15 protein-coding genes, 1 pseudogene and 1 riboswitch are annotated in these 15,072 nt (G+C 41.9%); of the genes and pseudogenes, 13 read left to right on the top strand and 3 right to left on the bottom strand.

Annotated elements, in window-relative coordinates; all coding sequences use genetic code 11:
* Positions 1-8: 8 nt before the first annotated feature.
* From ispG to BUB11_RS23905, 3 genes are all read left to right on the top strand, one after another.
* A complete protein-coding gene (ispG, locus tag BUB11_RS23915) occupies positions 9-1,091 on the top strand; it encodes a flavodoxin-dependent (E)-4-hydroxy-3-methylbut-2-enyl-diphosphate synthase (protein ID WP_073032921.1) in 1,083 nt (360 codons plus the stop codon).
* A 144-nt stretch (positions 1,092-1,235) separates the two neighbouring features.
* Positions 1,236-2,960: a proline--tRNA ligase gene (locus BUB11_RS23910; RefSeq protein ID WP_073032874.1), complete on the top strand. Its 1,725-nt coding sequence runs from the start codon at positions 1,236-1,238 to the stop codon at positions 2,958-2,960.
* A 268-nt stretch (positions 2,961-3,228) separates the two neighbouring features.
* Positions 3,229-3,323, top strand: a riboswitch (glycine riboswitch).
* Positions 3,324-3,487: 164 nt separating this feature from the next.
* Positions 3,488-4,867: an alanine/glycine:cation symporter family protein gene (locus tag BUB11_RS23905; protein ID WP_073032873.1), complete on the top strand. Its 1,380-nt coding sequence runs from the start codon at positions 3,488-3,490 to the stop codon at positions 4,865-4,867.
* 320 nt (positions 4,868-5,187) lie between these two features.
* Here the strand turns inward: BUB11_RS23905 and BUB11_RS23895 are convergent, their stop codons facing one another.
* The 3 genes from BUB11_RS23895 to BUB11_RS23885 all read right to left on the bottom strand — a co-directional run bounded on the left by BUB11_RS23895 (position 5,188) and on the right by BUB11_RS23885 (position 7,492).
* A complete protein-coding gene (locus BUB11_RS23895) occupies positions 5,188-5,913 on the bottom strand; it encodes an amino acid ABC transporter ATP-binding protein (protein WP_073032919.1) in 726 nt (241 codons plus the stop codon).
* Between the two features lie 64 nt (positions 5,914-5,977).
* Positions 5,978-6,646, bottom strand: a complete 669-nt coding sequence (locus BUB11_RS23890; protein WP_073032869.1) for an amino acid ABC transporter permease — start codon at positions 6,644-6,646, stop codon at positions 5,978-5,980.
* Between the two features lie 57 nt (positions 6,647-6,703).
* Complete coding sequence (locus BUB11_RS23885; protein WP_073032867.1) at positions 6,704-7,492, bottom strand: ABC transporter substrate-binding protein; 789 nt, start codon at positions 7,490-7,492, stop codon at positions 6,704-6,706.
* A gap of 396 nt (positions 7,493-7,888) precedes the next feature.
* On the opposite strand from BUB11_RS23885, the gene kamA reads away from it, so the two are divergent.
* From kamA to BUB11_RS23835, 10 genes and pseudogenes are all read left to right on the top strand, one after another.
* Positions 7,889-9,175: a lysine 2,3-aminomutase gene (kamA, locus tag BUB11_RS23880; RefSeq protein WP_073032865.1), complete on the top strand. Its 1,287-nt coding sequence runs from the start codon at positions 7,889-7,891 to the stop codon at positions 9,173-9,175.
* Positions 9,168-9,995, top strand: a complete 828-nt coding sequence (ablB, locus tag BUB11_RS23875) for a putative beta-lysine N-acetyltransferase (protein ID WP_073032863.1) — start codon at positions 9,168-9,170, stop codon at positions 9,993-9,995. The genes kamA and ablB overlap by 8 nt, the downstream gene beginning before the upstream one ends.
* Positions 9,996-10,268: 273 nt before the next feature.
* On the top strand, positions 10,269-10,754 hold the full coding sequence (locus BUB11_RS23870; RefSeq protein ID WP_073032861.1) for a ferritin-like domain-containing protein: 486 nt from the start codon (positions 10,269-10,271) through the stop codon (positions 10,752-10,754).
* Positions 10,755-11,132: 378 nt separating this feature from the next.
* Positions 11,133-11,456 (top strand): ArsR/SmtB family transcription factor, encoded by a 324-nt coding sequence (locus BUB11_RS23865; protein WP_282434047.1) that lies wholly within the window; start codon positions 11,133-11,135, stop codon positions 11,454-11,456.
* A 39-nt stretch (positions 11,457-11,495) separates the two neighbouring features.
* Positions 11,496-11,839: pseudogene (locus BUB11_RS23860) on the top strand (permease); the annotation flags it as partial.
* Between the two features lie 293 nt (positions 11,840-12,132).
* A complete protein-coding gene (rimP, locus tag BUB11_RS23855; RefSeq protein ID WP_073032859.1) occupies positions 12,133-12,591 on the top strand; it encodes a ribosome maturation factor RimP in 459 nt (152 codons plus the stop codon).
* A gap of 38 nt (positions 12,592-12,629) precedes the next feature.
* Positions 12,630-14,009: a transcription termination factor NusA gene (gene nusA, locus BUB11_RS23850; protein ID WP_073032857.1), complete on the top strand. Its 1,380-nt coding sequence runs from the start codon at positions 12,630-12,632 to the stop codon at positions 14,007-14,009.
* 4 nt (positions 14,010-14,013) lie between these two features.
* Positions 14,014-14,277 (top strand): RNase P modulator RnpM, encoded by a 264-nt coding sequence (gene rnpM, locus BUB11_RS23845; protein WP_073032855.1) that lies wholly within the window; start codon positions 14,014-14,016, stop codon positions 14,275-14,277.
* On the top strand, positions 14,274-14,570 hold the full coding sequence (locus BUB11_RS23840; RefSeq protein WP_073032853.1) for a L7Ae/L30e/S12e/Gadd45 family ribosomal protein: 297 nt from the start codon (positions 14,274-14,276) through the stop codon (positions 14,568-14,570). Before rnpM ends, BUB11_RS23840 begins: the two co-directional genes overlap by 4 nt.
* A 44-nt stretch (positions 14,571-14,614) precedes the next feature.
* The coding region (locus tag BUB11_RS23835; RefSeq protein ID WP_200797984.1) for a translation initiation factor IF-2 N-terminal domain-containing protein at positions 14,615-15,072 on the top strand (458 nt) is incomplete at its 3' end.

The following is a 15,072-nucleotide window of genomic DNA, read 5'->3' as shown; positions in this document are numbered from 1 at the left end:
GAGTCATGATACAGAGAAAGATGACCAAACCAGTACAGGTTGGGTCTGTGACAATCGGCGGTGGGAGTCCGATTGTCGTACAATCAATGACCAATACGGATACCCGTGATATTTCCAGCACCTTGGCACAGATTCACACCTTAGCTGAAGCCGGGTGTGAAATTGTGCGTCTTGCTGTTTTAGATGCAGATGCGGCGAAGGCCTTAAAAGTAATCGCCGCAACAAGTCCACTCCCGGTAATTGCAGATATTCACTTCGATTACCGTCTTGCTATTCAGGCAGTTGAACAAGGGATTCATGGATTAAGATTAAATCCTGGCAACATAGGTGCTCGCTGGAAGGTACAAGAGGTAGTGAGTGCGGTGAGGGAACAACAGATTCCTATCCGGATCGGAGTTAATGCTGGATCACTGGAGAGGGAAATTCTTGAAAAGTACGGAGGGCCTACTGCGGCAGGAATGGTCGAAAGTGCTTTAGGGCATATTCGGATACTTGAAGATGAAGGTTATAATAAACTAAAAGTTTCTCTCAAAGCCTCTTCTGTCCCCCTAATGCTTGAGGCTTATCGCAAGATACATGAGGTTATTGATTACCCCTTACATTTAGGGGTCACCGAAGCAGGAACTGTACGCTCAGGGGTAGTGAAATCAGCCATAGGAATTGGGACACTGCTTGCCGAAGGGATCGGGGATACGATTCGAGTGTCCCTAACCGGAGACCCCGTGCGAGAAATTCCAGTGGCCTTAGAAATTTTGCGTGTTCTAGACCTGCGCCAGCGCAGCGTGGAGTTAATCAGTTGTCCGACTTGTGGTCGGACACAAGTTGATCTGGCCGCCTTGGCAGAGAAAGTAGAGGACCGGTTATTACTGCTTCCTTCGTTGGACAGGCCCTTAAAAGTTGCTGTTATGGGATGTGCAGTCAACGGGCCGGGAGAGGCTCGTGAAGCTGATTTCGGAATTGCCTGCGGAAAAGGTACAGGGCTTTTATTTCGCAAGGGAGAGATAGTAGCCCGTTTGCCAGAACACGAATTGTTAGCAGCCCTGCTCCGCGAAATTGAGGATTATGTTCGAGATCATATGAAACTTCAGTAGTCGTATTTAGTTTTACTTGTTAATTTATAGGAGCGTCAATTGACCAATGAAAAGGTAATTGATAAAAATTAGGTCGCGTTAAGTTAGTATTAGATCATAGGAAAAGTAGTAACATTAAGATGATTTTGGAAAGGAATGGACAACATGCTCGTCAGCCAACTATTAAATCCTACACTCCGCGAGGTTCCAGCTGAAGCTGAAGTCATCAGCCACCAATTGATGGTCAGAGCAGGTTTGATTCGCAAGTCTGCGTCTGGATTATACACCTTTTTGCCTTTGGGGTTAAGAGTATTGAGAAAGATTGAAACCATTATAAGAGAAGAAATGGATGCTAAAGGGGGACAAGAAGTCCTTATGCCAATTATGCAACCAGCTGAATTATGGAAAGAGAGCGGACGCTGGGATGTATATGGCGCAGAGTTGTTTCGTCTGAAGGATCGTCACAATCGTGAGTTTTGTCTTGGACCGACCCACGAAGAAATTATCACAGACCTTGTTCGGGGTGAAATCCGATCTTATAAACAACTGCCGATGCTCCTTTATCAAATTCAAAATAAATATCGCGATGAGCGACGCCCTCGTTTCGGTTTAATGCGCGGCCGTGAATTTGTCATGAAAGACCTTTATTCGTTTGATCGTGATGAAGCAGGCCTTCATGAGAGTTATCAAAAAATGTACGATGCTTATTGCCGGATTTATTCCCGTTGCGGTTTAACCTATCGTCCGGTCGAAGCGGACCCTGGTGCTATTGGAGGGACCGGTGGATCACATGAGTTTATGGTTTTGGCAGATTCTGGGGAAAATTCAGTGGTGTATTGTTCAGGGTGTGATTATGCCGCCAATACGGAAAAATCCGAGTGCCGTCCCCAAATTATCGAGGATGTATCTCCTGAAGGACAGCGGAAGTTAGTGCCAACACCGGGAGTCAAGACCATTGAGGACATCAGTAGGTTTTTAGCTGTACCGAAAAGCACCTTAGTTAAGTCGTTGCTTTATCAAGGGGACGAGAAGATATTTTTAGTGTTGATACGCGGAGACCGTACACTAAATGAAATAAAAGTAAATAATGCCTTAGGCGGGTTTGTATCCCTTCAACTGGCCTCAACCGAGTCGGTAGAGAAGATTATGGGTTGTGAGCCGGGTTCTGTAGGCCCTGTTGGAGTGCCTGATGGGCTTATGGTCATTGCGGACGAAGAGGTTCCCCTCATGAAAAAGGTTGTGTGCGGAGCGAATAAGGCGGATCATCACTATGTGGATGTTGTCCCCGGTCAAGACTTCCGTATAGATCAGGTTCTTGATTTACGAATGGTTGAGCCGGGTGAAGCTTGTCTTAGATGCGGTGCTCCACTCAAAGAGGCCAGAGGAATCGAAGTAGGCCAAGTTTTCAAACTGGGAACCAAGTATAGCAAAGCATTAGGAGCAAACTTTTTAGATGAAAACGGTGTGGAGAAAAGTTGTGTGATGGGTTGTTACGGTGTTGGAGTAAGCAGGACGATTGCTGCTTCCATCGAACAAAATCATGATGACTTTGGAATTATCTGGCCCATGCCGATTGCTCCTTACCAATGTATAATTGTACCAGCGAGTACCAAAGACACCTTAGTCGTTGAGACAGCTGATAAACTTTATCAAGAGCTCAAGGGTCTTGGAGTGGAAGTTGTTCTCGATGATCGAGATGAACGTGCTGGTGTGAAATTTAAAGATGCGGATTTGGTTGGATATCCGATAAGGGTGACCTTAGGAAGCAAAACCTTGGCCAATGGTCAGGTTGAACTCAGAGAGCGTAAATCTGGTGAGACTCATTTGGTGAAAGTAGAAGACCTCACTCAAACGGTGAAGGCAATTGTTGAGAAGGCCTTACTGTATTAACAAAACAGGGAGACACCTACTTACAGAAGCAGGTGTCTCGAACGTTGATTAATCTTGGAGGGTGAGATATGAACAGGAACACTCCAGTTTGGCGCCTTTAGAATCGTTTGTCCTTTAATTTTTTCTTGTATAAAGTTATATATAAAACTATAATGTTAATTAACTCCAATAAACTGAATATTGCTGGATGATATTTGCGGGAGAGTGGCTAATAGCCTGCCGAAGAGGTTGTGCTTTCAGGAGCTTGAATTCAAGCAGGACCGTAAATTGACAGGACTCTGGAGAGACCCAAATGATGGGCGCCGAAGGGGCAACGCAATGACGCTTTGCTAATCTCTCAGGCAAAAGGACAGAGTATTTTTTATGTTTTTTTTTAAAAGTCTCATTTTCAGGTGACTTCTAAAATAGACTAATAATGCTAATAATATCCAGAGTCAAATCGCTAAGATTTGGCTCTTTTTATATATAAAGTTGCAACTTTATAAGTTGCTAGGGCATTAGAAAGATAAATTAAGGAGGAACAAAAAATGCAATCATTTCACAACGCTATTATTTGGTTGAATGATTATCTCTGGGGACCCCCAATGCTGGTTCTGCTTTTCGGTACGCACTTATTCCTAACCTTTCGTACCCGATTTATCCAAAGACACATTTTCAAAGCCATCAAACTTTCTGTAACTAAGGACCCGACTGCTGAAGGGGATGTAAGTCAATTTGGTGCCCTCACTACTGCATTAGCAGCTACTATTGGTACAGGTAACATCGTTGGAGTATCTACAGCCATTGCCCTTGGCGGTCCAGGTGCAGTGCTTTGGTGCTGGCTAACTGGAGTATTCGGCATCTCAACAAAGTACTCTGAGGCATTATTGTCCGTAAAATATCGGGTTAAGACCTCCAATGGTACAATGCTCGGAGGTCCAATGTATGCACTGGAAAACGGTTTAGGACAAAAGTGGTTAGCTGTGTTATTCTGTATCTTCACTGCGATTGCCGCCTTTGGTATTGGGAACACAGTTCAAGCCAATTCGATTTCCTCAATGGTAAATGAGACCTTTAACATCCCTCATTATATCACCGGTTTCATTATGGCGGCTCTCACGGGTGTTGTCATTATCGGCGGAGTAAAATCCATTGCTCGAGTGTGTGAGAAACTTGTACCGTTCATGGCAATTTTCTACGTCCTTGGTTGCATCGCTATCTTAGCTTTGAATTCTTCGTACGTATTACCTGCTATTTCCTTAATCTTTGAATCTGCCTTTACCCCTCAGGCGGCTGGCGGTGGCTTCATCGGGGCATCCATTATGATGGCAGCTCGTTACGGTATCGCACGAGGTTTGTTCTCCAACGAGTCGGGATTAGGATCTGCGCCAATCGTGGCAGCAGCGGCTCAAACTAGAAACCCTGTTCGTCAGGCCCTAGTCTCTGCCAGCGGAACTTTCTGGGATACTGTGGTAGTCTGTGCAATGACCGGTATCGTCGTAGTGAGCAGTATATTGAGCAACCCAGCTGCAGCGGAAGGGTTAAAAGGTGCTGCTTTGACAAAAATGGCCTTTGCTCAAATCCCTGTAATTGGTCCGATTGTTCTAACCTTTGGACTTTTAACCTTCGTATTTTCAACCATTTTAGGTTGGTCTTATTATGGGGAGAGAGCCATTGAGTACTTATTTGGAAAGATAGCAATCATTCCGTACCGTGTAATCTGGGTGCTTGCCGTATTCTTTGGCTCCATAATGACTCTTCAACTTGTTTGGGATATGGCGGATGCTATGAATGCACTGATGGCCATTCCGAACCTTATCTCTCTGCTTCTCTTAAGTGGAGTTATCGTAGCAGAAACGAAAAAGTATCTTTGGGAAGACAATTTGGATGGCATTTCAACAGATCCTATTCCAACCATCAAAAAGTAAGTATTAAACCACAAAAAGGGGCCGTAACGAAACTTGAGATTTTTTCAAGCTGGTGGTGGGTTATCCCAAGAAAGAGGACTGTACACCTTTGAAGTGGTGAACAGTCCTCTATTATATAAGGGGATTAACAAATATAGTGGGGATGAAATAAACCGGAAAACAAGTTTCGTTACATCCCCTTTTTGTATAAAGCAAAGGGCAATTATATTACTTCCTTTTTCGTTGAGAGATACTGTAAATGAATAGTGATGTAAATGTCGCATTATGCGAGGAAATAAGCATACCAAGAAATCCTCTGAAAAATAAGCAGGTTAAGTCATTTAATGACTTAACCTGCCGAGGAAGGTCTGGGTTCGTTTTTCTTGGGGGTTACTAAAAATCTGAATAGGTGAGCCCTCTTCAACAATACGGCCTTCGTCTATGAAGATCACCCTGTCTGCTACTTCTCTGGCAAAGCCCATTTCATGAGTGACAACAACCATTGTCATTCCGTCCTCTGCCAATTGCTTCATTACGGTGAGAACTTCTCCAACCAGCTCAGGATCAAGAGCTGAAGTAGGCTCATCAAAGAGCATAATTTTTGGATGCATAGCCAATGCTCTGGCAATGGCCACTCTTTGGCCTTGTCCCCCAGACAGCGTCCCAGGGTAGCAGTTTTGTTTATCCAAAAGGCCAACCTTCGTGAGCAGCTCCCGGGCTGCTTTGACAGCAATATCTTTCTTCTGATTAAGCACGTGAACGGGAGCTTCGATGACATTCTCCAACACAGTCAGGTGAGGGAAGAGATTGAATTGCTGGAACACCATTCCCACCTGACGGCGAATTTGCTTGAGACTGCTTGATTTACTTTCCAGACGTACGTTATCTATCAAGATTTCTCCCGCGGTAAGTGTTTCCAGTCCGTTTAAACAGCGCAGAAAAGTGCTCTTTCCCGAACCACTCGCTCCGATCAGGACCACAACCTCACCTGCAGATACTGTCGCATTGATACCATCGATAACTCTATTCTTGCCGAAATCTTTAACTAGACCCTTAACATTTATCATTGACTTCTCTGGAAGACTAAGATTATCGACCTTTGACTTTTCCGGCATGAATGCCAAATTCATATCAATTCCCCCTTGTCCGGCTTTCTCTAGATAATCGCCACTCCAGACTGCGTAAAAGCGCTGATATCACTGTGGTCATCAGTAAATAGAGTACGGCGGCGGTGGTGTAGAATTCCAATGAGGCAAACGTCCTACTGGCAAAGCGCTGGGACGTTTGAAGGAGATCCGACATCGTAATGACTGAACATAGTGATGAATCTTTTAAAGTAATGATAAACTGATTGCCCAATGACGGTATTGAAATCCGCAAAGCTTGGGGGAAGATAATCCTGCGCATGGTTAAGAATTTGCCCATACCAAGGGAGAGAGAAGCTTCAGTTTGCCCTTCAGGAATTGCTTCAATTCCCCCCCGAAAGACTTCGGCAAGGTACGCCCCGCTGTTGATTCCCAGTCCTATTACAGAAGATGCAAAAGCACTTAATGTAATACCAAGCTGTGGTAAACCGAAATAAATGAGAAAGAGCTGAACAAGCAAAGGGGTTCCCCGAATCAGCCAAATGTAAAAATGGGCAATATAGCGCAGGGGGGTGTGAGATATCTTCATGAGAGCGGCAACGAGACCTAGAAGGATGCCAAATGCAATTCCCAGTACAGCAAGTTCTACAGTTAAACCTGCACCCTGCAACAAAAAAGGCAGATATTTAGGGATGATACTAAAGTCAAGATTCAAAGCAACATTCCTCCAGTCTGATCAGATCGGAAACCCCTTGCTGATTGACCTTCGGCGCTAACGAATATCCGCACTGAAATATTTTTCGCTAATTTTTCGATAGGTTCCGTCATCCATCATTTCAGCTAATGCACTGTTCACAGCCTCCAGTAATTTGGGACTGTCTTTGCGAATCGCAATGCCCATCTTCTCTGCATATAACAAATCGCCCACCAGTTTATAAGGGTAATTATTCTCTTTAATCGCGTTTAAACCTACAATCTTATCAGTAATAACAGCATCCAGTCTTTTGTTAGCCATATCATTAAAGGCATCCGGGTCACCTTTATAAGTCTTTACAGCGGCTCCCAGTTCTCGAGCTTTCGTTTCAAATGTTGTCCCCAGAACAACCCCTACTGTTTTGCCTTTGAGATCTGCCCCTCCACTGATTTTCGAGTCCGAGGGCACAATAACTTGGGCTCCTGAACGGTAATAAGGGGTACTGAAATCTACTTTTTCCAATCTCTCGTCCGTTATCGCCATACTACCTATGATCATGTCGAATTTGCTGGTTGTCAAGCCAGCAATGAGTCCATCCCATTCGGTTGCGATCGGTGCTGAGTTCACGTTAATTCTTTTGGCAATCTCTTGGCCTATTTCGACATCAAATCCAGTAAGCTCATTCTGTTCGTTAAAATAGTTGAAGGGCGGGTACTGACCACTCATAGCATAGGTCAATTTTCCGTCGACCTTAATCCGGTCCAAGGTTGTTTTAGTGGGCGTGTCAGAATTGCTACTTGATGCACCACAGCCGGTTATTATCAGCAAGATTAGGGTAATCAGGATTAGAACATTAAATTTTTTCATTTTCTCTTCTACCTCCTATGTACCTTTATTCATTTAATAGAGCAAAACTTCAAACCTCCTTCTAGACAAGCATAGAACCACCTCCAAAGAAGGTAAAAATCCTATTACAAACAACTTTGTCAATGTGTATAAGTTGTTTGTTCTTGAAGTATACCATATTTTAATCCGTAAAACCATTTGTATCCTGAAAATATCCTATTTAGAGGGTTTTATTACTTTAATAGACATATTAGAAAGTTTGTAAGACATATTTATATAAAAGTTTTTGTTGACATATATTTACCGACAACTTATCATGTTTAATAAAGTTGTCTGTTGCATTGGGATATTCTCACAAGAAAAGATAAGAGCTCGAGGCTATCCTGAAAATAAGGGTAACTGACGAGGAGGTAACAAATGAATGAACAAAGACGACGAACCTTATGGACTGATATAAATGATGAGCAATGGAATGATTGGCGCTGGCAGATGTCTAACCGGATTACAAACCACAAGGGATTACTGCAGGCTATGTCTGTTTCCTCCGAGGAAGCCGATCAGATTGAGAAGTGCCTGGAAAATTTCCGAATGGCAATCACTCCATACTATTTTTCTCTGATGGATCCTCAGAATCTAGAGTGCCCTATTAGAAAACAAGCAATTCCTTCACTTCACGAATTGAGCAAATCCTCATGTGATTTAGAAGATCCGTTGCATGAAGAAGCTGATTCTCCGGTGCCAGGATTGACACACCGTTATCCAGATCGAGTGTTACTCCTGGTAACTGATCAGTGCTCAATGTACTGCAGACATTGCACCAGAAGGAGAATGGCTGGACAAACAGACAAGGCTTTACCATTGAATCATTTTAAGCTCGCCCTGGACTATATTCGTTCTAACCCACAGATTCGTGATGTCCTGATCTCCGGAGGGGATCCGTTGACCCTTTCTGATGATCGGTTGGATTATATCTTATCCAACCTTCGTTCGATTCCTAATATTGAGATTATCCGCATCGGGACAAGAACACCAGTAGTTTTGCCGATGCGAATTACGGATAAGCTCATTCAAGTTTTGCAAAAATACCATCCAATCTGGATCAACACACACTTTAATCACCCCAAGGAGCTCACGATTGAAGCACGCAATGCCCTGAACAAACTGGCTAATATGGGTATTCCACTTGGGAATCAATCTGTATTGCTTAGAGGAATCAATGACTGTCCTGTGATTATGAAAAAACTGGTTCATGAACTTGTAAAATGCCGGGTAAGGCCCTATTACTTATACCAATGCGACTTATCCAGTGGGATTGAGCACTTTCGGACTTCTGTCAGTACTGGTTTGGAAATCATTGAAATGCTTAGAGGACATACCTCTGGCTTTGCTGTGCCTACTTTTGTTGTCGATGCCCCGGGAGGTGGGGGAAAAATTCCCCTTCAACCTAACTATTTGATTTCCCAATCAAATGACAAAGTAATCCTTCGTAATTATGAAGGAGTCATCAGCGTATATCAAGAACCAGAAGATAAAACAAGCCGTTGCAAGACATGTAAAAACACCTGCAGCAGTTCCAAAACTCGGAAAATTGGTCTTGCTAAATTGCTGAAAGGTGGACTGATTAGTCTAACACCCCAAGAAAACATGCGGCAGGAGAGGAGAAAAAAAGTATCCGGCGGATGCGGGGGTGGAGCAAATGCTTAATACTAGGGGCGAAGTAAGTTCCTCAAGTCTCATTTCTGTGGATGAGAGGAATAAACGCCTAGTCGTCAACGGATACACACAAGGAACTAAGCCTTCTCTATTTAGTCGGGAGCTTATTGATCTGGCAATAACAAAGGAACTGGAGAAAATTTGGCTCTGGGCCTTGCCTAGAGATGTACCTGAATTTTTAAGATGCGGTTTTCATATTGAAGGAAACATCTTTTGTTATAACTATGAGGAATTTGCGGTTAGCCTTGCCTATTACGTTTTTAAGGCAAGAGGACTTTCGGATAAGATACAAACAGAGAATGATATTGTGTATACGGTTAGGACGGAACCAATTAAACAGTCACAAAGTTTGCCAATCGGAATGGAATTGAAGATTTTAGATGAAACCTTTGCCCGGCAAATATCGCAAGTATTAACAAAAGTCTTTGTAAGCTATCCATCCCCGGTGGAAAGTTCTCAGTATATCCGTTCTTTGATGCATAATGGAAATATTTTTGCTGGAGCGTTTTCACAAGAAAAACTGATTGGCCTAGCAGCTGCTTATCCTGACTATCTTTTTAACCGTTGCGAAATGACGGATTGTGCAACGATTGCAGAGTACCGTGGACATTCACTGTCCGAACGTTTACTAGGTATTTTAGAGGATGAAGTTCAAAAGCAGGGCTCATTTATACTATATACATTAGCTCGCGCTCAGTCTTATGGGATGAATAGAGTATTCTATAAACTTGGATACAGATATCAAGGGCGACTGATTAATAATTGCCATATTGCAGGTTCTTTTGAAGACATGAATTTATGGGTTAGATAGGCCGGATTTCCAATCCATTGGGGAGCACAGACTTCCTTTTCTTAGGCTATGGTTATGGAAACGCGTGATATTTACGTTGAACAAAGTATTAAATCCCGTATTTTTGAGGTCTTTTTTAGGAACAATAAGTATCTAATTAAATTTTAAATTATTTTATTAATAAATAGTATAAATTTATAGTAATTTTAAATAATAAGCATTATAATGTAATCAGTTGTTTGTTCCATTTCCAGTTGAAAAGGGCATACTAATATTAATTGGGGAGGTTAGTTTATGGACGTTTTAGAGTTTGCAATCAAAATGGAACTTGAAGGAGAGAAATATTACACCGAGCAAGCTAAAATCAATAAGGACAATAGTTTAAGCACTGTCTTTCTTTTGTTAGCGAAAGAGGAAAATATACATGCTAAGATTTTAGAAAATAAGGTTAGTAAATTATCCTTCGATTTAGAACAAAGTGAAAGGTTATCTGAAGTTAAAAACGTGTTTAATGACCTGGGGACTCTTAAAAATGAACTTAAACAAGTTCCTAACCAACTTGATGTGTACAGGTCAGCTTTAGAAAATGAAAAAGAAAGTATAAACCTATATCGCAAGTACTTATCTGAAGCAACGGATAATGAGTCGAAAAAGGTTTTTGAATACTTGATAAAACAAGAAGAGGATCATTATGCAATAATTGATCAGATAGTTACCCTCATTAACCACTCAGAAGAATGGGTAGAATCTGCTGAATTCGGTAAAAGAGAAGAATATTAATAACCATAATAATGCGTTGTTTCAAAAAACCATCGAAATACTAACTTAAGCCGATTGAAGAATGAGATATCCTTAGATGCCACAGTCTTAAAGATAATAAACTGTCTTACTCACTGAAGAATCCGATGTGTCCTAATGCTAGTCGGCTAATCTTTGTTGATTTAAAACATCATACTGTAAAATGGCATATATCCGTTGCCTCAAAGTATCAAGGCAACGGATATATGCCATTTTACGTTATTGCCGTATGGACGTCAAAAGTCACATAGAAGTGAAGTTTAAACAACATACACATTGACATCTCTCTATATGGTCGTATAATAGACATAGAGAAGTGTCAATATATGTTGCGCAATTCTAATCGCCGAGGTGAGAATTTTGAAAGAGTGTTATAGGGTATATGCCATGTATTTGAAAGCCCTGTCAGATGAAACGAGGCTTAAAATATTTGACATGCTTTCCAATGGAGAACTGTGTGCTTGCGATATTTTAGAGGAATTCAACATCACCCAGCCTACCCTTTCGTACCATATGAAAATCTTAAGCGAAAGTGGTTTGGTAGACAGCAGGCGTGATGGAGTTTGGATGAAATACTCTATTAATAGAAAGAGCCTTGAAGCATTAAAACAGTTGTTTGATAACATTGGTCTAAACATGGATAATACATCGAGTCATCTGTATAAGGGGATGGATTTTTGTTGATATTTGAGTGGTTCAATAACCAAGTACTTCAAATGGAACGTTGGAGCTGCTATTCATAACTGGATTTCTGAAAACGTATAACTGCTCTTTCTTGTCCAAGATAAATGGTATTCAGTTTTGGTAGCAACCTTCGTAGGAGTCCCTATGTATGCGGATATTTTTGGTTAATTGCCGATCGCTGAGGCTTTAGTTGCAAAAGGTGTCGGTATTGGTACTGCCCTTGCTTTGATGATGGGGGTAATGGCTCTTTCACATCCATCAATGATATTGCTTAAACAAGTGGTCAAGACTAAGCTTCTCGTTGTGTTTTTGCCGGACTTGTGACAGTTGGAATAATTTTCATTAGTTATACCTTTAATAATTTGGGCTATTTGCTTATTTAACAACATCAAGTAATAACTTTTCATTTGCAATTTTTGATTCTGGAGTAATTTTAGAGATTCGCTGTGTTTTTAAATTACAACATGATTTAATTGGTCAAACATAGCAGCAGGTTGCACAGTTCTAACGAATATGCTATATTAGTATAAGGAAATTTGTAGTCTTGATGGTAAGGAGTGGGTTCTAGCCCGCTCCTTCGTTTGTCCAATTCGTAGCGTAAGTATAACATGAGGACATCTTCGTAAGACTATGAGGAGAATGTCCATTACGTTACGTTTTAAAGGAGCGAATTCATATGAATGAAGCAATAGAACAACAAATCGCGTCTATGGTTGAACCACTCGTAAGAGAAAATGGCCTCGAATTAGTCAATGTAGAGTACTTAAAGGAAGGTGCGCATTGGTATTTGCGCCTTTACATAGATAAAGATGGTGGCGTCGATATGGATGATTGTTCAACTATCAGCCACATTGTAAGTGAAATGCTTGATCAAAAAAATCCAATTCCGCAAGCCTATATGTTGGAAGTGTCTTCTCCTGGACTTGAACGTCCTCTCAAAAAGGAAGAGGACTTTGTTCGTTTTCAGGGAAGTTTGGTTAATGTCCACACCACTTCCCAGTTTCAAGGGTACAAGAAGTTTTCTGGAAATCTTGTTGGACTAATCAACGATGAGATCGTTTTAGAATACAATGATGAGCGTGTCGCCATTCCACGCACGTTGGTAAAGAAAACTCATTTGGCACTGGATTTTTAGGCTATTTTTTACAATAGAATAAGGAGGAAAAAGGAAAAATGAATATGGAGTTCATCGAGGCCCTTCACGAGTTAGAAAAAGGACGGGGAATTTCTGCAGAAATTCTATTTGAGGCGATTGAGGCTGCACTGATTTCCGCATACAAGAAGAATTTCGGATCATTACAAAATGTACGAGTTCTTATTGATCGTTTAACCGGTGAGTTTAAAGTTTATGCCCGTAAAACCGTTGTCGATCTTGTGGAGGATGCTCGGACTCAGGTTAGCTTGGTGGAGGCGCGTAATCTGGATCCTAATTATCAACTTGAAGACATTGTGGAATACGAAGTAACTCCTCGTGAGTTTGGGCGAATTGCTGCGCAAACTGCGAAGCAAGTTGTCGTACAACGCATTAGAGAAGCAGAACGCGGCATGATATATGATGAGTTTGTCAATCGTGAAGGGGATATCGTCACCGGAGTTGTCCAGCGGTATGAACAGAAGAATGTCATTGTTGATTTAGGGAAAGTAGAAGCTGTACTTCCTGCACAGGAACAAATACCAGGAGAAGGATATCAATCGTTTGAGCGTATCAAAACCTATGTTGTAGAGGTTAAGAAAACGACGAAGGGCCCACAGATTATGCTTTCACGAACACATCCAGGCTTAATAAAACGTTTATTTGAGCTTGAAGTTCCTGAGATACATGACGGGATCGTAGAAATAAAGGGAGTTTCTCGTGAAGCTGGAGCTCGCTCCAAAATCGCAGTTTATTCACGTGATCCAAACGTTGACCCTGTAGGAGCATGTGTTGGCCCTAAGGGAGTTCGCGTACAGACTATTGTCACAGAATTAAAAGGAGAAAAGATTGATATTGTAAACTTCTCAATCGATCCCCAAGAATTTGTGGCTAATTCCCTATCTCCCGCAAAAGTCTTACAAGTATATCCTAAACTCAATGAAAAGGTTGCTATTGTTGTGGTTCCGGATTATCAGCTTTCTTTGGCGATTGGAAAAGAGGGACAAAACGCACGATTAGCGGCCAAGCTTACGGGTTGGAAGATTGATATAAAAAGTGAATCTCAAGCCATCGCTCATAATATCATTCCCCAAGGACAAGAAGAGTATGAAAATTATGATGAGTATGGCGAATATGAGGAATACTCTGAATATGATGAGTACGCAGAATCCGATGGCTATCAAGAGTATCAAGAAGAACAAGAGTATCAAGAAGACACGGTTACACAAGGGCTAAAGCTTACCGAAAACACTGAATATAATGAGAATGAAACATATGCCGGATATGCAGAGGAGCTGGAGCCCCTTGAAAATGATGTTGATCCGATAGTTACTGAAGCAGTCCCGGATAAAATAGTTGAGGATTTATTAACTGGCATCAACGAGCGTCCTAAAGAGAAAAAAAAGAAAGGAAAGGGGTGATGGTATGAAGACACGAAAAGTTCCTATGCGGATGTGCTTAGGGTGCCAAGAAATGAAGCCCAAAAAAGAGCTTTTGCGAATCGTTAGAACTCCAGAAGGAATTGTAGAGCTCGATCCCACTGGAAAACGGAATGGTCGTGGCGCATACCTTTGCTCTAATTCTGTCTGTTTTCAAACCGCCGTCAAAGAGCGTCGCTTCAGGAAAGCTTTTGGAGTGGATGTAGATCCAGCAGTTTTTACTCACTTGGAAGGAAAAATATCTTTGTGAATACACGTACCCAATCTTTAATTGGAATTGCTCGGCGGGCCGGAAAAGTTGCTTCTGGAGATGCTCAAATTGAGGCCATGGTTAAAAAGAGAAAAGGGTTTCTTCTTATCATAGCGGAGGATGCTCACGGAGCACAAAAAAAGTATACTCTGTGGGCTAATGATATAAAATTACCAGTGTATATAACTGGTACAAAGCTAGAACTAGGACGTTCTATAGGACTTTCGCCGCGTTCAGCAGTGCTTATTTTGGATCAAGGGTTTGCTAAGGCTATATTACTAGCAAGGAGCTGATGCTTGGAGCGTAATGTGGGAGCCGATTATGTGGGGGTGGTTAAATGAGTATTCGTGTTCATGAATTAGCAAAAGAATTGAATTTTAGCAGTAAAGAAGTGATGACAAGACTCGTGGCTATGGGAACTGATGTGAAAAACCATTTAAGTACGGTCGATCAAAATGACGCAGATCGATTAAGGAACCAACTGAAAGGAAAGGAGATAAATTTGGAGCATTCTGAACACAAAAATACTGAGGAAAAAAGGCCTATAGTATCTGAATCAGCACAAGAAGGTAAGCTGAAAGAACCCCGTTCGGCAATAGAACGACAGTCACAAGGTCCTCGTCAGGGTACAGAAGGGCAGTCTCAAAATAATTCGGAATTAGAAGGACGTCCGCAAGGTCCGCGACCAGGATATCAAGGTCAGTCGCAGGGTCCGCGACCAGGATATCAAGGTCAGCCGCAAGGTCCGCGACCAGGATATCAAGGTCAGCCGCAAGGTCCGCGACCAGGATATCA

It is taken from the genome of Desulfosporosinus lacus DSM 15449, from assembly GCF_900129935.1.
Taxonomy (GTDB): Bacteria; Bacillota; Desulfitobacteriia; order Desulfitobacteriales; family Desulfitobacteriaceae; genus Desulfosporosinus; species Desulfosporosinus lacus.
The sequence above is the reverse complement of the archived record's forward strand: the minus strand, read 5'-3'. Positions and strand labels throughout refer to the sequence as shown.

Coding starts and splice junctions, on each gene's coding strand:
- BUB11_RS23910 (WP_073032874.1), top strand. CDS start 1,236: ATGCTCGTCAGCCAACTATTAAATCCTACACTCCGCGAGGTTCCAGCT.
- BUB11_RS23905 (WP_073032873.1), top strand. CDS start 3,488: ATGCAATCATTTCACAACGCTATTATTTGGTTGAATGATTATCTCTGG.
- BUB11_RS23895 (WP_073032919.1), bottom strand. CDS start 5,913: ATGATAAATGTTAAGGGTCTAGTTAAAGATTTCGGCAAGAATAGAGTT.
- BUB11_RS23885 (WP_073032867.1), bottom strand. CDS start 7,492: ATGAAAAAATTTAATGTTCTAATCCTGATTACCCTAATCTTGCTGATA.
- kamA (WP_073032865.1), top strand. CDS start 7,889: ATGAATGAACAAAGACGACGAACCTTATGGACTGATATAAATGATGAG.
- ablB (WP_073032863.1), top strand. CDS start 9,168: ATGCTTAATACTAGGGGCGAAGTAAGTTCCTCAAGTCTCATTTCTGTG.
- BUB11_RS23870 (WP_073032861.1), top strand. CDS start 10,269: ATGGACGTTTTAGAGTTTGCAATCAAAATGGAACTTGAAGGAGAGAAA.
- rimP (WP_073032859.1), top strand. CDS start 12,133: ATGAATGAAGCAATAGAACAACAAATCGCGTCTATGGTTGAACCACTC.
- nusA (WP_073032857.1), top strand. CDS start 12,630: ATGAATATGGAGTTCATCGAGGCCCTTCACGAGTTAGAAAAAGGACGG.
- rnpM (WP_073032855.1), top strand. CDS start 14,014: ATGAAGACACGAAAAGTTCCTATGCGGATGTGCTTAGGGTGCCAAGAA.